Below are 25809 nucleotides of genomic sequence, written 5' to 3'. Positions count from 1 at the left end.
TGTTAATAGGCAAATTAATATATTTATATAATTTAATTTGTTGAAATTCGTTATAGAATTAAAATGCCAAATCCCCTATAATGAAATTAATTATACTTGTTTTTGCTATAACCATTATCACCAAAATAAATGCGCAAGACCCTAGCGATGCAGCAAAACATATTGGAGCAGGTATTGTTATTGGTGTTGCGGGTGGTTACTCCGCACATAAAATAACTAACGGTCAACGTGGGTGGAAATGGGCAGGCGCAGTTGGTAGTAGCCTGGCTGCTGGTCTTGCAAAGGAAACTCTTTATGACAAGCCCAAGGGATACGAGTGGGAAACAAAAGATGTGTTGTACACAACCTTAGGCGGTATACTGTCTGGTATGGCTTTAGATATATTGACTAGCAATACTAGAAGAAGAAATGGTGGAGGTAAAAATTGTGGTTGTTTGGTTATAAATCTAGATACTGAAAATAAATTAGACTTGCCATTGTTCGTTGATAATGGCACTGGTGATATAAACTCTGAACTACAAGCTGCTTACCTACTTAGATAATTATTTATAACAGTCCTTTAGCTTTTATCTCTAAGTATTTATTAATTGTATTAATGGTTAAATCTTCAGGTTTGGTCAAAATTGTTTGTATCCCATACTTACGTAGTTCATTAACGACCAATTGCTTTTCATATATGAATTTTTCGGCAATGGCTTGTTCAAAAACGGCTAATGTGCTATTGGGTTTCTCTTTAGCATAAGATATTAGCTCAGAATTCTCAAAGAATATTACCACCAATAAATGTTGTTTAGCAATTGCCTGTAAATAGGGTAATTGCCTGTGTAATGCATCTAATGTTTCAAAATTAGTATATAATAGTAATAAGCTTCTTTGGGGTAGATTTCTTTTTGTATCAATATACAATCTACTAAAATCACTCTCCACGAAATTAGTGTTCAGATTATATAGCGTCTCTAGAATTAGATTCATTTGCGAGCTTCTACGTTCTGCAACAACTCTATTCTCTATTTTATTACTAAAGGAGAACATACCCGCTTTATCATTCTTTTTGAGAGCAATGCTACTGATGACCAATGTAGCGTTAATGGCGTAATCTAATAAAGTTAGGGCGTTAAAAGGCATTTTCATCACCCTCCCTTTGTCTATAATAGAATAAATGGGTTGAGATTTTTCATCTTGAAACTGATTGACCATAAACTGACCTCTTTTGGCTGTGGCTTTCCAGTTTATATTTCTAATATCATCACCTTGAATATAATCCTTGATTTGTTCAAACTCCATCGTATGCCCTATGCGACGAATTTTTTTAATACCAAATTCTAGTAGTCGGTTGCTAAATGCCAAAAGGTCATATTTACGAAGTTGCAAGAAAGAAGGATATACGGGTACTTCTTTATTATGACTAAACGTATACTTATTAGCTAAAAACCCAATAGGAGAGGAAGCGAAAATATTTAAATCACCAAAACTATAAACACCTCTTTCTACGGGTCTAATGGTATAGGAATAAAATTTTTGTTCCCCAGATTTTAATATACCCAGAAAACTAAAATCACGCTTCTGAAATTGAAATGGAAGCTCATCAATTATGTTGACATTACATGAAAATAAATATTGATTGGTTACCTTGATTTTGATACTGTTTTCATCTCCGTTAGAGAGTTTGTCAGGTACTATTCTATCAGCTATTATATTGCCTTTAGAAAAAAATAATAATACTGTATCTACCAAGATTAATATTAAGAATAGAAAGAAAAATATCTTGGCAATGAAAATAAAATTCTCAAAAATATAGGATACCAAAAAGCTAAAAATCACCCCTGTTAAAACAAGGAAGAACCTCTTTTGAAGAAATATATTTTTAAAAATTTTTTTCACAGAATTTTATCTTGGAATTTCTATAGTTTGAATGAGGTCTTTAATCATTTTTTCTGCAGTATAACCTTCCATTTCACGCTCAGGTGTAAGTATTATTCTATGACATAAAATAGGACCTACTACCTTCTTTATATCATCTGGAGTTATAAAATCTCTACCATTAATAGCAGCGACTGCTTTTGATGCTTCTAAAATTGCAATAGATGCCCTAGGGGAAGCCCCTAAATATAAATTGGCATTGGTTCGTGTATTATTGACGATTGCTGCTATATATTTCAACAGATTATCTTCTACGATAATATCCTTAATAACTTGTTGGTAAGATGCAATTTGTTCCGCAGAAAGAACGGAATCTATTAATGCTTCTACATTTATATTTTTCTGTTGGTGCTTATTCTCTAAAATCTGAATTTCCTCTTCTAAAGTAGGGTAGTTGACATTTATTTTAAATAAAAAACGGTCTAATTGAGCTTCAGGTAATCTGTATGTTCCTTCTTGTTCTATAGGATTCTGAGTGGCAAAAACTAAAAACGGAGGTTGCATTTCAAATTCATTACCGTCAATAGTAATTTGTCTTTCTGCCATTGCTTCAAAAAGAGCGGCTTGTGTTTTTGCTGGAGCTCTGTTTATTTCATCTATCAGTATTATATTAGAAAAAATAGGACCTTTCTTAAATTCGAATTCAGAAGTCTTTACGTTGAAAATAGAAGTTCCTAAAATATCGCTCGGCATTAAGTCTGGCGTAAACTGAATTCGGCTAAAATCTACATTCATTGTTTTTGCTAAAAGCTTAGCGGTAACCGTTTTGGCTACACCTGGTACACCTTCTATAAGCGAGTGCCCGTTTGCCAAAATAGAAACGATTAATAATTCGATCATTTCTTGTTGACCAATAATAACCTTACCTAATTCTAATTTTACTTTTTCTACAGAATCTTGGAGCTTGGTAAGATCAATTCGAGAATTAAATTCTACGTTATTTTCATCTTGTATATTATCTTCCATAAGATTGTTTAAATGTATTTATTTTCTGAGCAAGGTTTAAAGCATCTTGTTCAGTATGTATGGGTTTATTTTTAAGACTAAGTATGAGTTCAATAATACTTTTAGTTTCTTCTTTTGGTTTTCCTGCTTTGGCAGTTAATTGAGTAATTAATTTTTTATCTAAAACAGTGGTGTCTACGTAATATCTATTTCTAATATAAGTTAAGAAGTAGGTGATTTTTTTATCGTTTAAATTCTTGTAATCTCTGTGTTGATGATAGAGAGACCCAACTGTTTTTGCAAATTCTACAGAAGAGTTTTCAAGCGGTTTTATAATTGGTATTATGCGTTGTTCTCGCTTGGCTTTAAAAATGACAAAAAGTAATAATCCAACAATCAATAAATAATAGCTCCATTTTAGGGCAGGCTGATTCAGTATAAATCGCATTGGCGAAGTAATAACTTTACGACCAGATTTTTTATAGTCGTCCCAATATAAAAGATGGTCTTCTAAGTAAGAGAAACTTTGTGCACTGTAGTTACTATTTTCGCCTAAAAGATAATAGTTAGAGTATGCAATGGGTAAAGTGTTTATGATAAAACTTCCTTTACCAAAAGATGTTTTTATAAAGTTGGCTCTTGTTTTTAATTTTTCCGTCTCGTTTTCTAAAAACGTTGAGGTTTTAAACTGAATGTATCCAAGTATTTCTGTGTTAACAGTGTCAACACTTGTAAAATAAGCTGGATTGACACCTCTTGTAAAATAGAAATGTTCCTGTTTAAAACTTTGATTAGAAAATGATGTCTTTACAGAGTCTTCTTGAATATCATATTGTTGGGTAATTTGAATATTTAAAGTGTCCGCCAATTGCCCTGTAAAATTGCTGCTGGCAATGAAAACCTGATTTCCATTTTCGACATATTTTAAAACCTGGTTAGTTTCTTGCTCATCTAAATAGATGAAGTCATTAATCATTATATAATTGGAAGTGATCGTAGAATCATTTTCAATAAGAAGATCATACACGCTTTTTTCTACTTTCTCTATATCACTATTTGGAAATATGGAAGGGAGTTCATTAAATAAAACAAAACAACCAAATGGTATTTTAGAAATAGAAGTATATGAGGGTCGCCAATTAATTGGTCTAGGGCGCACAATTTCCGTTACAATGATGCCAATAAGCACAGTAACCAAAAGCCCAAGTATTATTTTAGAACGTTTCCCCAATTTATGGTTTTATTAGTTGGTTTATCGATTCGAAATCTAAAATCGATTTACTGTATTTAATTTCATCTATTGGCTGCTCACCATACCATATATAGTCGTACAGGTAGGTTATTTTTTTAAATCCATTTTGAAGTTGGGGCTGTTTAATTTCGCTTAAATAATCCGAATTAGTTTTATCAAAATGCCATTCAACAATATCATTTACAGATAATTTCTGTAACGTTAGTAGAAACTGATATCGTATTGCAAGTCTATAATTTTTATCGTTTAATGCTGTATTAAGAAGCGTATTAATATCAATACTTTCTATGTGTTCTTCCGTTAGGTTTATATCATTTATTGCCTTGGCTTTTTTCTGAAAAATAGAATTGAAACTTTCGTTGATTAGTACTTTTACAATTAGATATATAGCCAGAATCACTAGCAAAAAGTATATAAAATATTCAATAATCTGAAGTACTTGTGGGGATAGTGTTATGCCAAATACGTTATATAAACCTTGACCTATCCAATTTATAAATCGAGCTAAAATATTTTGAGATTCACCTGTTTTAAAGGTATAATTAAACTCATCTCCCGTATACTTTTTAGAAAGGTCTTCTTCAATATTTCTAGATGTCAATATTGAAGATGAGTCAATTTTTATGATGCTATCATTCTTCTCCTGTGCAAAAGAGCAAAGGGTTATTAGTTGAAAGAATATGAGAAAAATAAAATATTTCAAATTAATCGTTTTGGCCTATCTGATCAATGGTAGCCCTAGTGTTTTCGTTGTATGTTTTTTCGTGCAAAGCATAATATAAAATACCATTAACGAACTGAGTAAGACACTGCCCGTACACTGCAATAATAAGTATAAGACATGTACTTAAAGTATATATAATTGTAGAAACGATAGAGTGGGAGTAATCTACATCGTTTTCAACTACATGAAATGTATAGACACCGATGATAATACCAGGTACAATTAAAGCGATCATTAGTAAAAGACCTAATAACAATCCCATAATAAAATTGACACCTACAGATTTCCAAAAGTTAGAGGTTACTAATTTCCAGCCTTCGCCTAGTGCTTCTGTAACACCTTTTTTCTTTTCTAACATATCAAAGAATGAAACACCTATCCATGCTGTTAAGAAAAATTGAACAATGTATTGGGCAAAAAATCCTACCAATGGTATTATAGCCAATATAATTGCTGCAATTATAAATGCTATATAAATAGGTATCAATAAAAGAACGAAGAGGGCAATATTTCCAAATTGGTTTTTTACCAAGTTCCAAACCTCTTTTTTATCTACATTGTTATCCCTGGTCTCTACATATTTTATCATATAACTAGTGGATAACGAGTAGTTAAGAAAAGCAACACCTAAAAAGATGATGGCAAATAAAAACCCTCCAATTCCTAAGTATATATAATAGTCTTGCTCAAAATCATTACCACCAACAAAAGAATTCTGACCCGTTTCTTGTGCAATCATTCCTAAAAAACCAGATACTAATAAGTAGCTAGTTATTAAAAGTCCTATTAAGAAAACGCCGTTATAGCTTATAAAAACATTGGTAAAGTTTTTAATGTTTTGTTTAAAATAGTCAAAATAAACAGAAATAATTCCGCCAAAATCACGGTTTACCCGTAACGGTATGTAATTGTCTTTCATGTTGGTTATTTAGTAAAATGGGGTATACTATGTAATAAAATATGATTAGAAATAATGAAGCACCAATTATTAGAAAAGCTAACCAATTTGGCATGCTTGTATATCGTGTTATAAAACCTTCAATAAACCCAGCAAGGATAAAAAAGGGAATTGTACTAATAACAACCTTTAGGCCATCTTTAGCCCCTTTCATAAATGATACGCGTCTAGAATAGGTTTTTGGGAAAAGAATACTATTGCCCATAATTAAACCGGCACAACCAGCTATGATTATTACGGAAATCTCAATGGTTCCATGCAACCAAATTTGTTTATTAGCTTCAAAGAATACACCTTTTGTATAAAAAAAAGTAATGAATGCTCCGAGCATTACTCCATTGCTAAAAAGAATGTAAGCAGTTCCAATACTGGTGATAACACCAAAAGCAAAGGCAAGAAATGCGACTCTAATATTATTTATGGTAATCCCTAAAAAAGAACCAATTTCACTACCGCCTTTATAAATTGCAGCTGGATCTCCGTTAGCAATGTTATTAAGGGTTTCATTAACATAGGCATCACCCAATATTAAACGTACAAAAGTTGCATCGTTTAAAGCTGAAAGCGAGCCAATGGCAGAGGCTATAACAAAAATTAAAAATGCTACCCCTAGCGTATTATGGTTTTGCTTAAAGAAAAGTGGAAATTCCGTCTTCCAGAAACTGAAAATCCTGTTTCTACTCTCCTTTTTATTCTTATAAATTTTTTGGTGCGCTTGTGATGCTAATCCGTTTAAATACAATAAAGTCTTACTTTCTGCGTAATACGTTTGCGCATAAGCTAAATCATTGGTCAGTTGAATGTAGCCATTGGCAAGTTCATCTGGGTTTGTAGTAGCACCTAGGTTGATAGCCTTTTCAAATGCTATCCATTTTTCCTTATTTTGCCTTACAAAAGCAGCTTCGCGCATAAACTATTTTTACCTTGTTAAATTTAAGACTTAATGAATAACCTCCAAATCAATACAACGCAAAATGTTAATCTTAATTATACTATTGTTGGTATAGGTGAAAGAATTGTAGCATTTTGTATCGACGCTTTTATACTATATCTCTATTATGCTTTGGTAAATTTAATAGGTGATGCCATTGGTTATATCTATGATGATGGTTGGACACAAAGAGGAATAGTTGCTTTAATTACATTACCTGCAATGTTTTACAGTTTACTGATGCATATTATCTTTAATGGTAGAACTGTAGGTAAAATGCTTATGAAAATGAGGGTGGTAAAAGTTGATGGTTCACCAGTACACTGGAGCAATTTTTTAATTAGATGGATGCTACGTTTGGTTGATATCTGGATTTTTGTAGGATCAATAGGGATACTTACTATTTTGTTTTCTGAAAAAAGACAACGTTTAGGTGATGCGGCCGCAGGTACCGTAGTAATCAGTACTAAGAATAAAACAACTGTTTCACATACCATACTTGAAGAAGTTGAAGATACTTATGTGCCTCAATTCATGAATGTTACCTTGTTGACGGATAAGGATGTAAGACTGATCAAAGAAACCTTTAGTATAGCCAAAAAAAGTAACGATTTTAAGACATTAAAAGCGCTTAGGGATAAAGTAGATAGTATCTTGCAGACCAATTCAGAATTATATGATATTGCATATTTAAATACTGTTTTGAAGGACTATAATTACTTTACTCAAAAGCTGTAGATAATGTTTTATTTCATCATTGATATTTTAGGAACCATTGCATTTGCAATATCCGGAGTTTTGGTTGCAATGGATAAAAGACTAGATGTATTTGGTGTGCTAATCATTGCTTTTGTAACAGCAGTTGGTGGTGGTACTTTAAGAGATCTTTTAATAGGGATAAAACCTGTAGGATGGCTGAATGCACCAATGCATCTAATGATAATAGTAGTTACCGTATTATTGGCGATTATTTTTGTAAAGCAGTTAAAGTATGTAAGAAAATCATTATTTCTATTTGATACTATTGGTATAGGGTTATATACCATGGTAGGTATAGAAAAGGGTTTAGCTGCAGATTTGTCTCCGGTAATGTGTATCGCTTTAGGTACAATTACAGCGTGTTTTGGCGGTGTAATACGTGATATTTTATGTAATGAAATTCCGGTGATATTTAGAAAAGAAATTTATGCAACCGTATGTATTTTGGGCGGTTTGGTATATTTTCTTTTAATTCAATTCCCAATTGAAAACATAATTGCCTATTCTATGGCAATTGTAACCATAATAATCATGCGTGTATTGGCGGTACAATTTAAAATTTCGTTACCGAACATCTATCGGGAAATAACTTAATTCATCAGAAAGGCAAGAATTATTTAAGTACTTCCGCTTTTTCAATGTAAATATTTTGCAAAGGCCAATCTCCTTTTTCAACAGGCTGATTATTAATTTTGTCAACTACATCCATACCTTCAATTACTCTTCCAAATGGGGTGTATTCATTGTCTAAATGATAAGAGCCAGGATCGGTAACTACTATGAAAAACTCAAAAGGGGAGGCTAACATATGTGGGTTATCCATTTCGCTACTAGGCATAGAAATAGTACTTCTATGGTGTTTATGGCCTTTTCTAGTATCGGGTGGTAATAAATACCTGCCTATTTTTGTTCTTTTTTTACCAGTTCTTTCGTCATCAGAATTACCACCTTGAATTATAAAGTTTTTCACCACTCTATGAAATTGGGTATAGTCGAAATATCCTTTTTCTGTTAGGTAGATGAAGTTAGCCCTGTGGTAGGGGACATTATCATACAACTCAACAATAAAGCTACCAAGGTTGGTAGTAATTTTAACTTTGTTAGAAGTTAAAGTCTTTTCATAATTGAAAAAGAAATCGATGGCATTGTCTTCGTTAAGTTCAAAGGTTTCCTCTTGTTTTTCATCACCTACTTTATTTTCGGTAATTTTAGTTGAATCTATAACTACTTCTACTGTTGTAGTTGTATCATCAACTTTCTTAGAAGTATCTTTGCAGCTGGTTAAAGCGAGAATGGCAGCGCAGAAATATGAATAGTATTTAAGTAAACGCATGGATTTCAATTTTTTTGAACAACGAATATCAAAAATAAAGGATCTACCGCTACCGGGAGAGGCTTCGCAATATAAAATGGCTCCAGAAAGTCGGTTAGAAGATTTAAAACAAATCAATATTGCTAAGAAAAATCCACGGAAGGCAGCTGTTATGGCATTGTTTTATCCAACGGTAAATCAAAATACAAACTTGTTGTTGATATTGCGTAAAACCTATAAAGGAATACACTCTAATCAAGTTGGTTTTCCAGGGGGAAAGGCAGAAAAGTCTGATGATGGATTATTGACCACCGCATTACGAGAAACACATGAAGAAGTAGGTGTACTACCTAATGATGTTACTTTGGTAAAAGAAATTTCAGAGATTTTTATACCACCAAGTAATTTTATGGTGCAACCATATATAGGTTTGTATAAAAACCCGAAACCTTTTGTAAAACAAGATACTGAGGTAGAATTAATTCTAGAAGTGCCGATAGTGGACTTTTTAGATGAGAATAAAGTTATTTCTAAAAAATTAACGACATCATACGCGGAAGATATTGAAGTACCAGCCTTTGAATTAAACGGTTATATCGTTTGGGGGGCAACCGCAATGATGTTGAATGAGATTAAAGAGTTATTAAAGCAGGTGTTGTAAGGCATATTTAATTATTTTAGCATTCTATGGGATTATTTGATAAAAACCCTTTTGGGCATAATTTATATATTAAAAAGTGGCTAATTCGTATTTTGGCCTTACTGTCGCATCAACGCTATAAGGGATTTAATACATTAGAAATTGAAGGTTCTGATATTATCAGAAATCTGCCAGACAGAAATGTGCTGTTTGTAAGCAATCACCAAACTTATTTTGCAGATGTAGTGGCTATGTTTCACGTGTTCAATGCTAGTTTAAGTGGGCGAGAGGATTCCATTAAAAATTTAGGGTACATATGGCAACCTAAATTGAACATGTATTATGTTGCTGCAGCGGAAACGATGAGGAAAAGTCTGTTGACCAAAATAATGGCCTATGCAGGTTCTGTTAGTGTTGAAAGAACGTGGCGTTCTGAAGGTAAAGATGTTAAGCGTCAAGTGAAAATGAGCGATATATCTAGTATAGGTAAAGCCTTAAATGATGGTTGGGTAATTACGTTTCCCCAAGGAACAACCACACCATGGAAACCTTTACGAAAAGGAACGGCGCATATAATCAAGAAGTACAAACCTGTAGTAGTACCAGTTGTTATAGATGGTTTTAGACGTTCTTTTGATAAAAAAGGGCTCCGTGTAAAGAAAAAAGGTATTCTTCAATCTATGGTTATTAAAGAACCATTACAGATAGATTATGATAATGAAACTTCTGAATCTATTATAGAAAAATTAGAGTATGCAATTGAACAACATCCTTCATTTTTAAAGGTGATTTCAAAAGCGGATCTTTTGGCATATGAAGAAGAGAATAAGCAGCGTAAGTGGAAAAATTCTTAAACTGCTAAATGTCTTAATTCACTATAATTCTGTTTTAATTTTCTAAGTAAAAGTCCGTAAAGTAGAAAGTATATTCCACCCATAGCTAAAGTTAGTATGACGCCGAAAATTCCAATGGAAAGCATTATAGTTATTTTTAGCTTTTCTTGTGATATGTTTTCTAGACTATCTTTTAATTCAGGAAAGGCAAGGGTGATATTATCGTTTAGGTAAACACCAATTATCATCATAATGATAGTAACCATTATCATTGATAAAGAAAAGATGACATAATGCTTTACTGTTTTTCTAGTTTTAATTATTTTCTTCATCAAGTTCTTAGAGTTATCTAAAACCGATATTTCCTTGAATCTTTTATAGAATTGAAATATAAAGTAGAACGCTACTAAATAGGTGAAACCAGATAAAAATAGCAGGTACTTCGATATTCCTATTTTATCATATATTTCCATTCCCTCGCGCATTGAAGGTAAAAGATATAATAGGTGAGGCACTGTAAATTCTAATATGCTTATTATGAGTATCCATTTAACAATAGAAGAAGATTTCTTCCAAATCATTTTATGTATCTCATCATAGCTTAGTTTAGGAACATCAAATTCCTTCTTCTGCCAGTCTCTCTTTAATAATTCCAGTTCATCCGTCATACGCTTATGGATTCAAAATGGTTCTTAATTTTGTTTTGATACGATTCATTTTCACTCTTGCATTTACCTCGGTAATACCTAAGGTTTCCGATATTTCAGCATAATTTTTATCCTCAAGATATAAAAATACTAAAGCCTTATCAACATCATTTAATTGCTTTACTGCTTTGTACATCAGTTTCAATTGCAATTCTTCGGTCTCATCATATACTTCGGCCTTAATTTTAAAAATTATAGACTCATAGTCGGCAGTATCAATTCTTCTTTTACGCTTTCTATACAATGTTATGGCAGTATTCAGTGCTACCCGATACATCCATGTACTAAACTTGGCATCGCCCCTAAATTTTGGATATGCCTTCCACAATTGAATAGTGATTTCTTGAAAAAGGTCATTGTGAGAGTCACGGTCATTTGTATACAGGGTACACACCTTATGGACAATATTTTGATTGTCCTGTAACTCGGTCACAAATTTGTGTTCAAGGTCTTTATTCACTATTAGTTGGCTGTTCTTACGGTGTTAGTCTATGTTTGGTTTCATTTGTTACAATAAATCTGCAAATACGTAAAAAAAAGTGCCAAGGTCAACTTGGCACTTTTCTATTCTATATTAATGCTAGACTATTTTCTATAATCCAAAGCAGGTGCTCTATCACCTAGAAGAGGGATATATTTAAAATCTGCACCTCTCTTTTCTATGAACTCAGCTTTAGCAGTCTCAATCAATTTTTTATCCTTGAATAAGTCTATAGCTGTCATAGTTAATGTTTTCGCAGCAATCATCATTCCTTTATTACCAATTGAAGTACCACCTGCTGCAACAGCTTGCCAGCTATGAGCCGCAGTGCCAGGTACCCATGTAGCCGTGCTAAAACCTACAGTAGGTACAGTGAAACTTACATCTCCAACATCAGTAGAGCCAAAAGCTCTCGCTTCGGTTTTATAAGGCTGTACATTTTTTGCTGTAGCAAGGTCCGCTTTTTCCTGACCTAAAGATTTTGCAATTTTATCTGCAAATGCTTTTTCTTCAGTACTATATTCCATTCCACCTACTTCAGATAAGTTATCATGCATTACTTTTTGTAAGGTAAGATTTGGTAGTAACTCATGTGTACCACCAATCATTTCGTAATCCATTGTAGTGCCGGTACCTAAAGCAGCGCCTTCAGCGGCTTTTACCATACGGTCAAAAATATCTATTACAACATCACGTCTATTATGGCGAGCATAATAATATACTTCAGCAAAATCCGGCACAACATTAGGAGCTTTACCGCCGGCAGTAATCACGTAATGAATTCTAGCTTCTTGTGGTATATGCTCTCGCATCATATTTATCATCATGTTCATAGCTTCTACACCGTCTAAAGCAGAACGTCCTTTTTCTGGTGATGCGGCAGCATGTGCAGAAACACCATAAAATCTAAATTTGGCAGACTTGTTTGCTAAAGCGGCTCCGGCACTTGCAGCATTCTGTGCACCTGGGTGCCAATGTAGAGCAATATCAACATCATTGAACAAACCTTCACGAACCATAAATACCTTACCAGAACCACCTTCCTCAGCAGGTGTACCGTAAAAACGAATAGTACCTTTAGATTTATTGGCTTCTAGCCATTCTTTAGTTGAAATTGCGGCAGCTGTAGAGGCTGTACCAAATAAATGATGACCACATGCATGACCGGCAGCAGCACCTGCAGATTCTTTTTCTGCAACCGCTTTCTGAGATAAACCAGGTAAAGCATCATATTCACCCATAATTGCAATTACAGGACTTCCACTACCATATTCCGCAATGAATGCTGTTGGTATACCGGCAACACCTTTTTTAATGGTAAACCCAGCATCTTGTAAGGTCTTTTGTAACAAACCAGAGCTTTGTTCTTCTTGGTAACCCATTTCTGCGAATTCCCAAATATTTTGAGCTATATTTCCGTAATCGGCACTTTTTTGATCTAATTTTTTAATAATATCTTTTTCGCTCTTTTGAGCATTCATCGAAAAAATGGAAGTACTTAGTACTACCAATAAAATAAGGGTTTTACGCATTTTGGTGTTTGTTTGAGTTAGAGCTTAAAGATACTAAAAACACATTATTATTTTAAAGTGGAAGTCCATTTGTTTAATTTTGCATTTAAGTACTATACTATGAACATACCACTTTCAAGCTATCCTAGAATTGTAATTATAGGTGGTGGTTTTGGCGGAGTTTCTCTAGCTAAAAAATTAAGTAAAAAAGAAGTACAAGTCGTTCTTATAGATAAGAACAATTACCATACTTTTCAGCCTTTATTATATCAAGTATCTACAGGTGGTCTTGAACCCGATTCCATTGCATACCCATTGCGTAAGGTGTTAATCGGATACGATAATTTTTATTTCCGTTTAGCGGAAGTGGAGAACATTGATACTGCTGGTAAAAAGTTAAATACTAACATTGGTGATATAACTTATGACTATTTAGTTGTTGCCACAGGTTCAGAGACAAACTTTTTTGGTAATGAGGAGATAGAAAAGAATGCAATGTCGATGAAGTCGATACCGCAATCTTTAAATCTTCGGAGTTTAATATTAGAAAATTTTGAACAGGCACTTCTTACAGATGATTACCATGAACGAGATGCTCTAATGAATTTTGTGATTGTTGGTGGTGGTCCAACAGGGGTAGAGCTTGCTGGTGCTTTAGCTGAAATTAAAAAAGGAATACTTCCAAAAGATTATCCTGATTTGGATACTAGAAGAGCACAGATAAATATTGTGCAAGGTGGCGATTGCTTATTGCCGGGCTTTAGTGCGCAGGCCTCAAAAAAAGCAGAGGACTTTTTAGAGAAATTAGGGGTACAAGTTTGGAAAGGTGTTCGTGTTACGGGTTACAATGGTAAAACCGTTACTACTAAAACAGATTTGAAATTCGATTCCGCAGCAGTAGTTTGGGCTGCTGGTGTAAAAGGTGCAATTATTCCAGGTTTAGAAGGTGAAGGCGTTGCCGCTGGTGGTAATAGAATAAACGTAAACGAGTTTAATCAGGTAATTGGTCATCCAGAAATATTCGCTATTGGAGATATTGCTTGTATGGCTACAGTAGATAATCCCCGAGGACATCCTATGGTTGCACAACCCGCAATTCAACAAGGAAAGTTATTAGGAGAAAACTTAATTAAGCTAGTAGAGCATAAAGCTATGAAGCCTTTTATCTATAACGATAAAGGTAGTATGGCTACTATTGGTAGAAATAAGGCTGTTTGCGATATTAACAAATTTAGGTTTCAAGGGGTTTTTGCCTGGTTTGTTTGGATGTTCGTTCATTTATTTTTTCTTATAGGTTTTAGAAACAGAATGGTAGTTTTTATCAATTGGGTATACAACTACATTAGGTTTGATAGAGAAGCTAGATTGATTATCCGTCCGTTTAAAAGAGATTACAGTCAATTTAAAGATTAGTCAACTTAATAAGTGGTTTAATTCGTAATAGTTTAAATACTTGGCAGTTAAAGTTTTGCTAAGTGTTTCGTTGGCTCTATTTTTTAAAATATCTTTTGTAGGAATTTATTTTCAATTACTTAAGATATCCAACCTATGAAAGTATTTATGAGTAGTTTTCTATTCTTGTTTGTCATAGTATCTAAAGGGCAAGTAAAAGAAAATCCACCAGTATCAAATTTACCTTCGTCATTAATTGGATTGTCAATAACTGGACATGCTTACCCTGATTCTGCACTTGGTGATGTTCATAAATCATTCCTGGTACAATACGGATTATCTAAATCAACAAAAATTGAACTTCAAGGTTTTTATGATACTTATCTTTTAACCGAAAGGTTTAGGTCTAGTTTATTAGCTAAAGTGTATTTAAGTGAGCGATTATATCTGCTTGGTGGGTTAGAGGCAGAGGTGGCTACTGAAAATGCAGGAATTGGAAGTACGCCTTATCGTATTGGTTTTGTGGCAGGATTGGGATATGATGTTGATGAAAATTTGATGATAGAGGTAAAGGCTAATATTCAATTAAATGATCCAAATTTCGGGGCATATGGTGAAAAACATGTCGTTATGCCTGCTGCATTTGTATTAGGAAGTAAATGGAAATTTTAATAACTTTTTCTGGGGTGATAAGTATTCATGACCTCGGCTAAGTGGGATCTATCCACATGCATGTAAATTTCTGTTGTAGTTATGCTTTCATGCCCTAACATTTGCTGAATAGAGCGTAAATCGGCTCCGTTTTCTAATAAATGCGTGGCAAAAGAATGTCTGAATGTATGTGGACTAATATTTTTTTTTAAGCCGATGGTTATGGCTAAATTTTTTACAATGGTAAAAATCATAGCCCTAGTAAGTTGTTTTCCTCGTCGGTTAAGAAAAAGAATATCTTGAAACCCTTCTTGAATATTTAGGTGAACCCTTATTTCATTTCTGTAAATATTAATATACTTTTTATTTACAGGGCTTATAGGAACAAAACGTTGCTTATCTCCTTTACCGGTAACTTTAATAAAATCTTCTTCAAAAAATAAATCAGATATTTTTAAGCCAATAAGTTCAGAAACTCTTAATCCGCAGCCATATAGTGTTTCAAGTATAGCTCTATTTCTCTCCCCTTCGGCAGAGCTTAAATCAATACCGCGTATTAAATTATCAATTTCGTTCTCAGATAAAGTGTCGGGTAATTTCCTGCCTAATTTAGGAGATTCAATTAAATCCAACGGATTGTCTTTTCGATAATCCTCAAAAATAAGATAGTTAAAGAAACTTTTAAGTCCCGATATAATTCGTGCTTGAGATCGGGGGTTAATCACTTTCGCAATTTCATAGATAAATTGTTGAACTGTGTCTTTATCAATAAGAATAGGAGTAACGTTAATATCATGGGTTTCAAGAAAAGACATTAGCTTTTCAATATCCATAGTATAGCTCTGAATAGAGTTTTTTGATAAACCGCGTTCAAGCTTTAAGTAAGTGGTGTAATCTTTCAGCGCATGTTTCCATTTCATGGTTTAAAGATAAAGAATACATTAATCAGTAGTTTATAAAGTATAGTCTATAGCCATGTAAAATGGTATTATATAGCGTAAATTCTCTAAATTAAATATTTTATAACCTACCTAATTGTATGATGTACAACTACTTTTATGGTGTTCACAACAAAGATGCCTGTAAGCTTACTCTTACCTTTATTTTTGTTAGAATAAACCAATCAACCATGAATAAGTATTTTATTTTATTATTAGCCTTATGTCTTTCAACCGGAATTTTCGCTCAAGAAGGATTTAAATTCGGGATACAGGCAGGAATACCTTTAGATGATTATAATGAAGCGGTAAGTGTTGTACTTGGAGCGGATTTCTCATACATGTATCCGTTAGGTGAAGTAGTAGATATAGGGCCTGCTGTAGGTTATATTCATGGTTTTGCAGAAACCTTTCAAACAACGATTATTAGGGAAGAACAAGAAGCTGTTCAGTTTTTGCCATTATCTGCAGGCGTTCGTTTTTGGACATCAAATTATTTTTCATTTGGTGGTAATGTAGGTTATGCTATGGGTATTAGTGACGGTAATGAAGGTGGTCTATATTATAGACCTACAATTGCTTATTTAATGAGTTCAAGTGTGGAGGTTAATTTATCCTATACTGGTATTGATGTTGAAGAAACTACATGGTCTACGGTGACCTTAGGAATTGTCTATAATTTTGAGCCTAAATATAGAACACGTCGCTAGTGAAATACTTTAGTTAAGCAAGTTTAATTTACTTCTTGTGTTTCTAATTCATTGTACGGCAACATTCATTATTTTTGATGTATGAAGATTATCATAATTAATGGTCCCAACTTAAATCTTTTAGGAAAAAGGGAACCAGATGTATACGGAGCCGAAACTTTTGAAAATTACTTCTCAAAGCTACAATTCAAATTTAAAAACGTTGAATTAGAGTATTTTCAATCTAATATAGAAGGGGAGCTTATTTCTAAAATTCAGGAAAAGGGTTTTAGCTATGATGGTATTGTATTAAATGCTGCGGCATATACGCATACATCTGTAGGTATTGGAGATGCTGTAAAAGCAGTAGAAACTCCCGTTATAGAAGTGCACATATCAAATACTCACAAGCGTGAAGAATTTAGGCATGTGTCTTATATTTCACCAGCTGCAAGTGGTGTAATACTAGGCTTTGGTCTTAAAAGTTATGATTTGGCCATAGAGAGCTTTTTGGTTTAGAAGGTAAAACCTTTACGTTATTCAAAGCACTCTTTTTCAGATAATATAAAATATATAGCTATTTTTTTGATGGTAGTGTGTATAAACTAACTACCGTAACTGAAGAATCACCTTAATCGGCTTTTTCAGTTCTTAAGTATTTTTCTTCTACATAAAAAGTTGCGAAGGGTAGAAGTGATGCTATCCCAAATATAAATACTTTTTTAAAACTCCATTTGTGTTTGAAACCTACGATTAGAGTAAGTGCAATAAAGGCAATAAAAAGCGCACCATGTGCATAACCTACCCATTTATTGGGTTCAGGTATTTCTGCCCAATATTTTAAAGGCATGGTTATCCCGAACAACGCCAAATAGGAGATTCCTTCTAAAATTGCCGTTGCTCGAAATAATTTTAACATGCTATATAAAATTGTAATTAATTATAAATGAATAACCTCGTCATATGCTGCTGCAACTGCTTCCATAACAGCTTCGCTCATAGTTGGGTGTGGGTGAATTGTTTTAAGTACTTCATGCCCCGTGGTTTCTAATTTGCGACCAAGAACAGCTTCAGCAATCATATCTGTAACACCTGCGCCGATCATATGGCAACCTAACCATTCACCGTACTTAGCATCAAAAATAACTTTTACGAATCCGTCAGAAGCACCAGAAGCTTTTGCTTTACCACTTGCAGAGAATGGGAATTTCCCTACTTTAATATCAATACCTTTTTCTCTTGCTTGTTTTTCGGTTAAACCAACAGAAGCAATTTCAGGAGAACAATAAGTACAGCCAGGTATGTTACCATAATCTAATGGCTCAACATGCATTTCTGCTAACTTTTCAACACATAAAATACCTTCTGCAGATGCAACATGTGCAAGAGCCGGTCCTGGTGTAACATCACCAATAGCATAGTAGCCAGGTATATTTGTTTGGTAATAATCGTTAACCAAAATTTTATCACGATCGGTAGCGATACCTACATCTTCTAAACCTATATTTTCAATGTTGGTTTTGATACCTACAGCAGATAATACGATATCAGCTTCTAAAACTTGTTCGCCTTTAGCGGTTTTTACGGTTGCTTTTACACCATCACCAGATGTATCAACAGATGTAACTTCTGCAGAAGTCATAATCTTAACGCCCGCTTTTTTGAAACTTCTTTCTAATTGCTTAGAAATATCTTCGTCTTCAACAGGTACTATGTTTGGTAAATATTCAACAACGGTAACTTCAGTTCCCATTGAATTGTAGAAGTAAGCGAATTCAATACCTATTGCGCCACTACCAACAACAATCATTTTTTTAGGTTGCTTTTCTAAGGTCATTGCCTCTCTGTAACCTATTATTTTTTTGCCATCTTGTGGTAAGCTTGGTAATTCACGACTTCTAGCCCCAGTTGCAATAATGATATTATTTGCACTGTATTCAGTAGTAGTACCATCTTCAGCCTTAACGGAAACTTTCTTACCAGCTTTTAAAGTTCCGTAGCCTTTAATAACTTCAATTTTATTCTTCTTCATTAGAAACTGAACACCTTTGCTCATTCCTTCAGCAACGCCACGACTTCTTTTTACTACAGCATCAAAATCCTTATCGGCACCGTTAACTGTTAAACCGTAGTCTTCTGCATGCTTTAAGTATTCAAATACTTGTGCAGATTTCAATAAGGCTTTAGTAGGTATACAACCCCAATTTAAGCAAACGCCTCCTAAACTTTCTTTTTCAATAACGGCAGTCTTAAAGCCTAATTGTGCAGCCCTAATAGCGGTAACATATCCACCAGGACCACTACCTAAAACAATAATATCGAAAGTGCTCATATTTTGATTTTTTGTAGTTTGAATTGAGGTGCAAAAATACAAAACCTAATTGAAATTGATTGTAGGTTTTTAAAATATGACCTTTAATAAGAAATTGTGATATTTTGAAAAGTTTCTAGATGACCGATTATGAAACTATTAGAAAAAAACAAGAGGTCTATTTAGACCTCTTGTTTTTTAAAATGCTAACATGGATTTATTCTGCAGGAACAAAATCTAATGCAACACCGTTAATACAATGCCTTAAGCCAGTAGGATTAGGACCGTCTTCAAAAACGTGGCCTAAATGACCGCCACATGTAGCACAGTGCTCTTCTGTTCTCTTGTAACCGATTTTATAATCAACATCATACGCTACATTACCTTTAATTTCTTCATAAAAGCTAGGCCATCCGGTACCAGAGTCAAACTTGGTGTAGCTTTTAAAAAGAGGAGTTGCACATGCTGCGCAAACATAAGTACCTTTTTCTTTGTTCTTTAAAAGTTCGCTCGTAAAAGGGTTTTCTGTAGCAGCTTCACGCAATACATAATATTGAGAATCGGTTAACTCTTTTTTCCATTCGCTATTTGTCTTTTGAACGGCAAATTCTTTTTTCTGGCTGGGTTTAGTTTCCTTAGCCATTTCTTTTTCTTGTGAAGTACCCTTGCAACTAACAAAAAGTACTAAAAGTGCAATTGCTATTTTAAATTTCATTTTTCAATTTTTTATTTCTGTCGATAAAATTATGTGTTCCTTTCAATGTACTGTATTTACGTAACTTTTAGGTTAAGGTTTTAAATAATATAAATAAAAAAAGTCTTTGATTATCAATCAAAGACTTTAAATAGGTTAACCACATGGGGTGTTAATCTAATGTTACTTTTTGAATGCTTTCTTCGGTTATACCTAAATGTGCCATTACAGAATTAATGTTTGAAGTGTCTAATTTGCCGGTTGTTGCAATTTCTCCAGGAATAATTACTACACGTAAAATTTGATTATCTGTAAAATCTGTACTTAAAGTACTTAAATCAAAATTGCCATCTATGAAAACTTGTGCGTCGAATAATGTATGTGAAAAAACATATTGTATTATCCCTTCATCAAAAAAATAATTTTGAGGTAATAACCCCCATGAATCTTCAACAGCTCCGTCACCAAATTCCACTGGTCCATCGTATCGATATATTAAAACCACATCTTCTTTAAAAGTCTCAAAACTGGTAAAATCTGAAAATGTAATTAAATAGTCATAAAGATTATCCGTAGCATCATACATGAAATTAACACCTTCTAATTCAAATACCTGTGCCTGAATTGCATCTACGCCATCTTGACCGGCAGGTCCTCTTTCGCCATCAAACCCGTTAAATCCCGGTGGTCCTTGTGGTCCTTCACATGATATAAAAAATATAGTAATTAGTGCTCCTAAAAATAAATTCAGTTTTTTCATAATGTTATAATTTTTCGGTTTGAGTTTTTATTTTGAATAGTTGTTTCAAAAAGCGTTCCATTTTTGGTTTTTAGATATTTAAATCGGATATTAACTGCTATATTTTCAACAAAAATGAATTGAAGTCGACCGTCTTTAAAAGATGATTAGCTTTACCAAAATAACCTTTTATATGCCTAACGTAATAGTTCACTCATTATTCACTGATTTTGATATCAATCTTTTTAAGGGAGGTAAGCATTATCGACTCTATGAAAAACTGGGTTCGCATTTAGTTGAAGTGGATGGCGTAAAAGGAACTTATTTTGCCGTTTGGGCTCCATCAGCGAAAACAGTTTCTGTTGTAGGTAATTTTAATTCTTGGGATGTTCAAGAGCATCAACTAAATGTTCGCTGGGATTCTAGTGGTATTTGGGAAGGCTTTATTCCTAATATTGGAAAAGGTGAAATCTATAAGTATAAGATACAATCTAACAATAATGATATTTGGACAGAAAAAGCAGATCCTTTTGCTAAATATTGCGAACATCCACCAAATACAGCGTCTATTATATGGACTTCTGAGCATGATTGGAAGGATGATGCTTGGATGGGTTATCGAAAAGACAAAAATGGTTTAGATAAACCTTACTCCGTTTATGAGGTGCATTTAGGTTCATGGAAGAAAAATGCGGAGAATAAATTTTTAACCTACAAAGAGTTTGCAATAGACCTAGTTGATTATGTGAAGGAAATGGGGTATACCCATGTAGAATTCATGCCAATTATGGAGTATCCTTATGATCCGTCTTGGGGATATCAATTAACAGGATATTTTGCGCCTACATCAAGGTTTGGATCACCAGAAGATTTTAAAATGTTGGTAGATACTTTTCATCAAAATGACATTGGTGTAATTTTAGATTGGGTACCATCTCATTTTCCAGAAGATGCTCACGGACTTGGTTTCTTTGATGGTTCTAATTTATATGAACACCCAGATAGAAGAAAAGGCTACCATACAGATTGGAAGAGTCTCATTTTTAATTATGGAAGAAATGAAGTTAGGGCATTCTTAATAAGCAATGCTATCTTTTGGTTGGATCAATTTCATGTAGATGGTTTACGAGTAGATGCAGTTGCATCTATGTTGTATTTAGATTACTCTAGAGAAGAGGGGGAGTGGGAGCCAAATATATATGGTAATAATGAAAATTTAGAGGCAATATCTTTTATTAGAGAATTGAATGAGGCGGTGTATACCAATTTTGATGGTGTACAGACAATTGCCGAAGAATCCACTGCTTTTTCTGGAGTATCTAAACCTGTAGCACATGGCGGGTTAGGCTTTGGAATGAAATGGATGATGGGCTGGATGCATGATACGTTACAGTTTTTTCAAAAAGAACCAATATATAGAAAGCATCATCAGAATGATTTGACCTTCAGTATGACCTATGCTTTTACAGAGAACTTTATGTTGCCGTTTTCCCATGATGAGGTGGTTTACGGAAAGCAGTCATTAGTATATAGAATGCCGGGTGATGAATGGCAGCGATTTGCAAATTTGAGGTTGTTATTCGGGTACATGTTTACCCACCCAGGAACTAAATTAATGTTTATGGGCGGCGAATTTGGACAAACTGCAGAGTGGAATTTTGAAACAAGTTTAGATTGGCATTTATTACAATATGATGGTCATAAAGGCATACAAGATTTTGTAAAAGATCTAAATCATTTGTACAAAGGGTCTCCTGCATTATATGAAAAGCAGTTTAGTCCAGAAGGTTTTCAATGGATAGATTATAGTGATCATGAAAATTCTGTATTGTGCTATGTTCGTAAAGGGCATGATGATAAAAACGATTTAATTATAGCATGTAACTTTACACCTATACCAAGAGAAAATTATAGAATAGGTAATCCTAAAAAAGGAAAACTTAAAGAGGTTTTAAATAGTGATAACGCCAAGTATGGTGGAGTCGGAAATGTGAATAATAAAATAAAGAGCTCTACCAAGCCTTTTCACGGACATGAGAAATCGATTGAAATAACGATTCCGCCTTTAGGAATTGTGATACTGAAATAACTTGTAATAAATAGGTCTTCATTTAGACCACTACAAGGTATTTCTGTAGTACTATTAATTTGATATTTTTTAATTCATAAGTTAATGATTACAAATACAGAGCTTGAATATAAAGGTAATTTATATCCAAACCACATCGTTGAATTTTCACAAGACTCAGATAAAATATACTTCACGACAGACAACGGTGTTGTCTTACAAATAACAATTTTAAGGGGTAGTATAATACGTTTTAGATACGCTACCAATTATAACTTTGAGCCAGATTTTTCTTATGGTATTGACCCAGACGCCACTATGGGTTATAGTAAGTTAGAGGTAGTGGAGAATGATACAGAATATATAATATCTACTGCAAGGCTAAATATACTGGTAGATAAAAAAACATTACGTACTCAAATTTCAGATTTAGAAGGTACTATTATAAATGAAGATGAACTAGGTTTTCACTGGGAAGAAAACTACGAGTATGGTGGTAATACTGTAAAGCTTAGTAAAATAACGCAATCTGGAGAAAGTTTTTACGGCATGGGAGATAAAGCCATGCATAGTAATTTAAAAGGAAAAAGAGTAGAAAATTGGGTAACCGATCAATTTGCTTTTGCTAAAGAGCAAGACCCATTATATAAAGCAATTCCGTTTTACGTAGGCTTAAATAAAGGTAAAGCTTACGGTATTTATTTTGATAACAGTTTTAGAACTGGTTTTGATTTTTCACAAGAACGTAGAAACATAACTAATTTTTGGGCAGACGGTGGCGAGATGAATTATTATTTCATTTTTGGTCCAGATATGTCAAAAGTGGTAAGCTCTTATTCTAGTCTTACCGGTACTCCAGAATTGCCTCCAATGTGGGCATTAGGTTTTCATCAGTCTAAATGGAGCTATTATCCAGAAAGTAATGTAAAAGAAATAGCTAGTGATTTTAGAAAACATCGAATTCCGTGTGATGCCATTTATTTGGATATAGATTACATGGATGGGTTTAGATGTTTTACATGGGATAAGAACCATTTTCCAGATCCTAAAAGGATGATAAGCGAATTGGAGGAAGATGGCTTTAAAACCGTAGTAATGATTGATCCAGGTATAAAAGTGGATCGAGATTATTGGATTTATAATGAAGCTTTAGAGAACGATTATTTTTGTAAAAGGGGAGATGGCCCCTTAATGCATGGTAAGGTGTGGCCTGGAGAATGTAATTTTCCTGATTTCACCAACCCTGCAGTCAGAGAATGGTGGGCAGAATTATATAAAGAATTTATGTCTGACCTAGGTGTACATGCCGTCTGGAATGATATGAACGAGCCAGCGGTAATGGAGGTACCTACAAAAACGGCCCCTTTAGATACAAGACATAATTATGATGGTCACCCTTGTACGCATAGAAAAGCGCACAATGTATATGGAATGCAAATGGTTAGGGCTACTTATGAAGGGGTTAAAAAATATGTATATCCAAAAAGACCATTCGTAATAACAAGAGCTGCATTTGCAGGAACACAAAGATATTCTTCTACGTGGACAGGAGATAATGTGGCTACATGGGAACATTTATGGATTGCCAATGTACAAGTGCAACGCATGTGTTTAAGTGGCTATTCTTTTGTTGGGTCTGATATTGGTGGATTTGCAGAACAACCAGATGGCGAACTATTTGCTAGATGGGTACAATTAGGAATATTCCATCCATTTTGTAGGGTACATTCAAGTGGAGATCATGGTGATCAAGAACCATGGTCGTTCGGTTCTGAAATTACTGATATCGTAAGAAAATATGTGGAACTACGGTATCAATTATTACCTTACTTATATACTATGTTCTATAAGTATACGAAAGAGAACATTCCAATGGTGCAGTCTTTAGTGTTTTTTGACCAAGAAGATAGTCAGACGCATTTTAGAACAGATGAGTTCATTTTTGGTGAAAAAATATTGGTGTGTCCAATACAAGAGCCCAACGCGCAAGGTCGTAGAATGTATATACCACGTGGAGATTGGTATGATTTTTGGACTAACGAACATGTAACAGGAGGCAAAGAAAAATGGGTGGCTGCAGAGATAGACATGCTTCCAATTTTTGTAAAAGCCGGAGCTATAATTCCTAAATATCCTGTTCAGCAATATGTAGGGGAAAAGAAAATTGAAGAATTAGTTTTAGAAGTATATTATAAAGAAGGTACAGAAGCTTCTGAGGTATATGAAGATGCAAATAATGGTTATGATTACAAAAAGGGTAGGTATTCTTTAAGTAATTATAAATTGACGGGTAAAGAGAATTCCCTGACCATTCAGTTGTTTAAAGACGGTACTTTTGATACTGAATATGAGATGGTAAGGTTAAGTTTTCATGGTTTGTCTTTTGAGATTGTGAATGTTATGGTTGATAATGAGGAAATCTCAATAGAGAGTTTATCTGTAAATGATAGTGATGATTTACGAATAAACAAAAACTTTACTTTATTGCATTTATCAGGAAAACAATAACTTTGTAGCTTATACCATTAACTTTAAATTAAGGACATGAAAAAATTATTATTAATAGTACTAGTCTTTATAGGCGTTTCAGCCTGTAAAGTAAACCCTTTTACAGGGCAGAAAACTTTGAACTTTTATCCAAACAGTCAAGTGTTTCCATCTGCATTCGCACAATATGATCAGTTTTTAACTGAAAATAAAGTAGTAACAGGTACAAGCGATGCTCAAATGATTACAAGGGTAGGGCAACGTATTTCTTCTGCGGCAGAGCGTTGGTTAACTGCAAATGGTTACCCAGGTTATTTAAAAGATTATTCTTGGGAATACAATTTAGTAAACGATGAGACTGTAAATGCTTGGTGTATGCCAGGTGGTAAAATTGTATTTTATACAGGAATATTACCTATTACCCAAACTGAAACAGGTGTTGCGGTAGTTATGGGGCACGAAGTTGCACATGCTTTAGCAGACCATGGAGCACAACGCATGAGTGCTGGTACTTTACAACAAGTAGGAGCTGTTGCCGGTAATGTAGCAATTAAAAATCAACAAACTTTAGGCTTATTTAATCAGGCTTATGGTGTGGGTACACAGTATTTAGGTATGTTACCTTTTAGTAGAGGTCACGAAACTGAAGCAGATAGAATTGGATTACAAATTATGGCCATTGCAGGTTACGATCCTTACGAAGCAGCAGAATTGTGGAAACGCATGAAGGCAAACAGCGGGGGCCAAGCACCACCAGAATTTATGAGTACGCACCCTTCTAATGATACAAGAATTAATAATCTAACAGCTTGGGCACCAGATGCCGCGGCAGAAGCAGCTAAATTTGGAGTGACTAAATTCCAATAA

27 protein-coding genes are annotated in these 25809 nt (G+C 33.9%); 12 read left to right on the top strand and 15 right to left on the bottom strand.

The genetic code is table 11. The features are described from left to right. Window positions 1-80 precede the first annotated feature (80 nt). A complete protein-coding gene (locus tag P178_RS22420; RefSeq protein ID WP_051638371.1) occupies window positions 81-542 on the top strand; it encodes a hypothetical protein in 462 nt (153 codons plus the stop codon). Between the two features lie 4 nt (window positions 543-546). Here P178_RS22420 and P178_RS0119285 read toward each other — a convergent pair whose 3' ends face one another. Genes P178_RS0119285 through P178_RS0119260 form a run of 6 tightly spaced genes read right to left on the bottom strand, consistent with a single transcriptional unit; the run spans window position 547 to window position 6709 of the window. Beyond that, window positions 547-1881: a DUF58 domain-containing protein gene (locus P178_RS0119285; protein WP_027067773.1), complete on the bottom strand. Its 1335-nt coding sequence runs from the start codon at window positions 1879-1881 to the stop codon at window positions 547-549. Window positions 1882-1887: 6 nt separating this feature from the next. Beyond that, window positions 1888-2886: an AAA family ATPase gene (locus tag P178_RS0119280; protein WP_027067772.1), complete on the bottom strand. Its 999-nt coding sequence runs from the start codon at window positions 2884-2886 to the stop codon at window positions 1888-1890. Then, window positions 2876-4096 carry a DUF4350 domain-containing protein gene (locus P178_RS0119275; RefSeq protein WP_027067771.1) on the bottom strand — a complete coding sequence of 407 codons (1221 nt, stop codon included), beginning with the start codon at window positions 4094-4096 and terminating at the stop codon, window positions 2876-2878. The genes P178_RS0119280 and P178_RS0119275 overlap by 11 nt, the downstream gene beginning before the upstream one ends. Before the next feature lies 1 nt (window position 4097). After that, window positions 4098-4820, bottom strand: coding sequence for a hypothetical protein (locus P178_RS0119270; RefSeq protein WP_027067770.1), 723 nt, complete (start codon window positions 4818-4820; stop codon window positions 4098-4100). A gap of 1 nt (window position 4821) precedes the next feature. Next, window positions 4822-5760, bottom strand: a complete 939-nt coding sequence (locus P178_RS0119265; protein ID WP_027067769.1) for a hypothetical protein — start codon at window positions 5758-5760, stop codon at window positions 4822-4824. Then, complete coding sequence (locus P178_RS0119260) at window positions 5723-6709, bottom strand: stage II sporulation protein M (protein WP_027067768.1); 987 nt, start codon at window positions 6707-6709, stop codon at window positions 5723-5725. Before P178_RS0119260 ends, P178_RS0119265 begins: the two co-directional genes overlap by 38 nt. Window positions 6710-6742: 33 nt before the next feature. Between P178_RS0119260 and P178_RS0119255 the strand changes: the two genes are divergently transcribed. After that, a complete protein-coding gene (locus P178_RS0119255) occupies window positions 6743-7468 on the top strand; it encodes an RDD family protein (RefSeq protein ID WP_027067767.1) in 726 nt (241 codons plus the stop codon). Window positions 7469-7471: 3 nt separating this feature from the next. Continuing rightward, window positions 7472-8083, top strand: coding sequence for a trimeric intracellular cation channel family protein (locus tag P178_RS0119250; protein WP_027067766.1), 612 nt, complete (start codon window positions 7472-7474; stop codon window positions 8081-8083). A gap of 19 nt (window positions 8084-8102) precedes the next feature. Here the strand turns inward: P178_RS0119250 and P178_RS0119245 are convergent, their stop codons facing one another. After that, complete coding sequence (locus P178_RS0119245; RefSeq protein WP_027067765.1) at window positions 8103-8822, bottom strand: peptidylprolyl isomerase; 720 nt, start codon at window positions 8820-8822, stop codon at window positions 8103-8105. Between P178_RS0119245 and P178_RS0119240 the strand changes: the two genes are divergently transcribed. Beyond that, on the top strand, window positions 8821-9462 hold the full coding sequence (locus P178_RS0119240) for an NUDIX hydrolase (RefSeq protein ID WP_027067764.1): 642 nt from the start codon (window positions 8821-8823) through the stop codon (window positions 9460-9462). The genes P178_RS0119245 and P178_RS0119240 overlap by 2 nt on opposite strands. Before the next feature lie 26 nt (window positions 9463-9488). Further along, window positions 9489-10295, top strand: coding sequence for a lysophospholipid acyltransferase family protein (locus P178_RS0119235; protein WP_027067763.1), 807 nt, complete (start codon window positions 9489-9491; stop codon window positions 10293-10295). On the opposite strand, the gene P178_RS0119230 is transcribed toward P178_RS0119235, so the two are convergent. The 3 genes from P178_RS0119230 to P178_RS0119220 form a co-directional block, all read right to left on the bottom strand. Beyond that, window positions 10292-10942, bottom strand: coding sequence for a hypothetical protein (locus tag P178_RS0119230; protein WP_027067762.1), 651 nt, complete (start codon window positions 10940-10942; stop codon window positions 10292-10294). The genes P178_RS0119235 and P178_RS0119230 overlap by 4 nt on opposite strands. Before the next feature lie 4 nt (window positions 10943-10946). Further along, window positions 10947-11441 (bottom strand): RNA polymerase sigma factor, encoded by a 495-nt coding sequence (locus P178_RS0119225; protein ID WP_027067761.1) that lies wholly within the window; start codon window positions 11439-11441, stop codon window positions 10947-10949. A gap of 125 nt (window positions 11442-11566) precedes the next feature. Further along, window positions 11567-12994: an amidohydrolase gene (locus P178_RS0119220; RefSeq protein WP_027067760.1), complete on the bottom strand. Its 1428-nt coding sequence runs from the start codon at window positions 12992-12994 to the stop codon at window positions 11567-11569. 99 nt (window positions 12995-13093) lie between these two features. Between P178_RS0119220 and P178_RS0119215 the strand changes: the two genes are divergently transcribed. Both P178_RS0119215 and P178_RS0119210 read left to right on the top strand, forming a co-directional pair. Further along, window positions 13094-14386: an NAD(P)/FAD-dependent oxidoreductase gene (locus P178_RS0119215; RefSeq protein WP_036147192.1), complete on the top strand. Its 1293-nt coding sequence runs from the start codon at window positions 13094-13096 to the stop codon at window positions 14384-14386. Between the two features lie 135 nt (window positions 14387-14521). Continuing rightward, a complete protein-coding gene (locus tag P178_RS0119210) occupies window positions 14522-15037 on the top strand; it encodes a hypothetical protein (RefSeq protein WP_027067758.1) in 516 nt (171 codons plus the stop codon). On the opposite strand, the gene xerD is transcribed toward P178_RS0119210, so the two are convergent. Next, complete coding sequence (gene xerD / locus P178_RS0119205) at window positions 15034-15936, bottom strand: site-specific tyrosine recombinase XerD (protein ID WP_027067757.1); 903 nt, start codon at window positions 15934-15936, stop codon at window positions 15034-15036. The genes P178_RS0119210 and xerD overlap by 4 nt on opposite strands. A gap of 209 nt (window positions 15937-16145) precedes the next feature. On the opposite strand from xerD, the gene P178_RS0119200 reads away from it, so the two are divergent. Then, window positions 16146-16664: an outer membrane beta-barrel protein gene (locus P178_RS0119200; RefSeq protein WP_027067756.1), complete on the top strand. Its 519-nt coding sequence runs from the start codon at window positions 16146-16148 to the stop codon at window positions 16662-16664. Window positions 16665-16745: 81 nt separating this feature from the next. Beyond that, entirely contained in the window at window positions 16746-17162 is a 417-nt protein-coding gene (gene aroQ / locus P178_RS0119195) for a type II 3-dehydroquinate dehydratase (protein WP_027067755.1), read from the top strand. A 112-nt stretch (window positions 17163-17274) separates the two neighbouring features. Here the strand turns inward: aroQ and P178_RS0119190 are convergent, their stop codons facing one another. From P178_RS0119190 to P178_RS0119175, 4 genes are all read right to left on the bottom strand, one after another. Further along, on the bottom strand, window positions 17275-17562 hold the full coding sequence (locus tag P178_RS0119190) for a DUF3817 domain-containing protein (RefSeq protein WP_027067754.1): 288 nt from the start codon (window positions 17560-17562) through the stop codon (window positions 17275-17277). 21 nt (window positions 17563-17583) lie between these two features. Then, window positions 17584-18975: a dihydrolipoyl dehydrogenase gene (lpdA, locus tag P178_RS0119185; RefSeq protein WP_036147187.1), complete on the bottom strand. Its 1392-nt coding sequence runs from the start codon at window positions 18973-18975 to the stop codon at window positions 17584-17586. 196 nt (window positions 18976-19171) lie between these two features. Beyond that, complete coding sequence (gene msrB, locus P178_RS0119180; RefSeq protein WP_027067752.1) at window positions 19172-19669, bottom strand: peptide-methionine (R)-S-oxide reductase MsrB; 498 nt, start codon at window positions 19667-19669, stop codon at window positions 19172-19174. A gap of 151 nt (window positions 19670-19820) precedes the next feature. Further along, entirely contained in the window at window positions 19821-20408 is a 588-nt protein-coding gene (locus P178_RS0119175) for a collagen-like protein (protein ID WP_027067751.1), read from the bottom strand. Between the two features lie 172 nt (window positions 20409-20580). On the opposite strand from P178_RS0119175, the gene glgB reads away from it, so the two are divergent. The 3 genes from glgB (at window position 20581) to P178_RS0119160 (ending at window position 25809) form a co-directional block, all read left to right on the top strand. Next, complete coding sequence (gene glgB, locus P178_RS0119170; protein ID WP_027067750.1) at window positions 20581-22476, top strand: 1,4-alpha-glucan branching protein GlgB; 1896 nt, start codon at window positions 20581-20583, stop codon at window positions 22474-22476. 84 nt (window positions 22477-22560) lie between these two features. Continuing rightward, a complete protein-coding gene (locus P178_RS0119165; RefSeq protein ID WP_027067749.1) occupies window positions 22561-24963 on the top strand; it encodes a glycoside hydrolase family 31 protein in 2403 nt (800 codons plus the stop codon). A 36-nt stretch (window positions 24964-24999) separates the two neighbouring features. Continuing rightward, complete coding sequence (locus tag P178_RS0119160; RefSeq protein WP_027067748.1) at window positions 25000-25809, top strand: M48 family metallopeptidase; 810 nt, start codon at window positions 25000-25002, stop codon at window positions 25807-25809.

The organism is Maribacter sp. Hel_I_7, from assembly GCF_000688315.1.
GTDB classification, from domain to species: domain Bacteria; phylum Bacteroidota; class Bacteroidia; order Flavobacteriales; family Flavobacteriaceae; genus Maribacter; species Maribacter stanieri.
This window is presented reverse-complemented; position numbering and strand designations above follow the sequence as displayed.

Coding starts and splice junctions, on each gene's coding strand:
- P178_RS22420 (WP_051638371.1), top strand. CDS start 81: ATGAAATTAATTATACTTGTTTTTGCTATAACCATTATCACCAAAATA.
- P178_RS0119280 (WP_027067772.1), bottom strand. CDS start 2,886: ATGGAAGATAATATACAAGATGAAAATAACGTAGAATTTAATTCTCGA.
- P178_RS0119265 (WP_027067769.1), bottom strand. CDS start 5,760: ATGAAAGACAATTACATACCGTTACGGGTAAACCGTGATTTTGGCGGA.
- P178_RS0119260 (WP_027067768.1), bottom strand. CDS start 6,709: ATGCGCGAAGCTGCTTTTGTAAGGCAAAATAAGGAAAAATGGATAGCA.
- P178_RS0119255 (WP_027067767.1), top strand. CDS start 6,743: ATGAATAACCTCCAAATCAATACAACGCAAAATGTTAATCTTAATTAT.
- P178_RS0119250 (WP_027067766.1), top strand. CDS start 7,472: ATGTTTTATTTCATCATTGATATTTTAGGAACCATTGCATTTGCAATA.
- P178_RS0119240 (WP_027067764.1), top strand. CDS start 8,821: ATGGATTTCAATTTTTTTGAACAACGAATATCAAAAATAAAGGATCTA.
- P178_RS0119245 (WP_027067765.1), bottom strand. CDS start 8,822: ATGCGTTTACTTAAATACTATTCATATTTCTGCGCTGCCATTCTCGCT.
- P178_RS0119235 (WP_027067763.1), top strand. CDS start 9,489: ATGGGATTATTTGATAAAAACCCTTTTGGGCATAATTTATATATTAAA.
- P178_RS0119230 (WP_027067762.1), bottom strand. CDS start 10,942: ATGACGGATGAACTGGAATTATTAAAGAGAGACTGGCAGAAGAAGGAA.
- P178_RS0119220 (WP_027067760.1), bottom strand. CDS start 12,994: ATGCGTAAAACCCTTATTTTATTGGTAGTACTAAGTACTTCCATTTTT.
- P178_RS0119215 (WP_036147192.1), top strand. CDS start 13,094: ATGAACATACCACTTTCAAGCTATCCTAGAATTGTAATTATAGGTGGT.
- P178_RS0119210 (WP_027067758.1), top strand. CDS start 14,522: ATGAAAGTATTTATGAGTAGTTTTCTATTCTTGTTTGTCATAGTATCT.
- xerD (WP_027067757.1), bottom strand. CDS start 15,936: ATGAAATGGAAACATGCGCTGAAAGATTACACCACTTACTTAAAGCTT.
- P178_RS0119200 (WP_027067756.1), top strand. CDS start 16,146: ATGAATAAGTATTTTATTTTATTATTAGCCTTATGTCTTTCAACCGGA.
- aroQ (WP_027067755.1), top strand. CDS start 16,746: ATGAAGATTATCATAATTAATGGTCCCAACTTAAATCTTTTAGGAAAA.
- P178_RS0119190 (WP_027067754.1), bottom strand. CDS start 17,562: ATGTTAAAATTATTTCGAGCAACGGCAATTTTAGAAGGAATCTCCTAT.
- lpdA (WP_036147187.1), bottom strand. CDS start 18,975: ATGAGCACTTTCGATATTATTGTTTTAGGTAGTGGTCCTGGTGGATAT.
- msrB (WP_027067752.1), bottom strand. CDS start 19,669: ATGAAATTTAAAATAGCAATTGCACTTTTAGTACTTTTTGTTAGTTGC.
- P178_RS0119175 (WP_027067751.1), bottom strand. CDS start 20,408: ATGAAAAAACTGAATTTATTTTTAGGAGCACTAATTACTATATTTTTT.
- glgB (WP_027067750.1), top strand. CDS start 20,581: ATGCCTAACGTAATAGTTCACTCATTATTCACTGATTTTGATATCAAT.
- P178_RS0119165 (WP_027067749.1), top strand. CDS start 22,561: ATGATTACAAATACAGAGCTTGAATATAAAGGTAATTTATATCCAAAC.
- P178_RS0119160 (WP_027067748.1), top strand. CDS start 25,000: ATGAAAAAATTATTATTAATAGTACTAGTCTTTATAGGCGTTTCAGCC.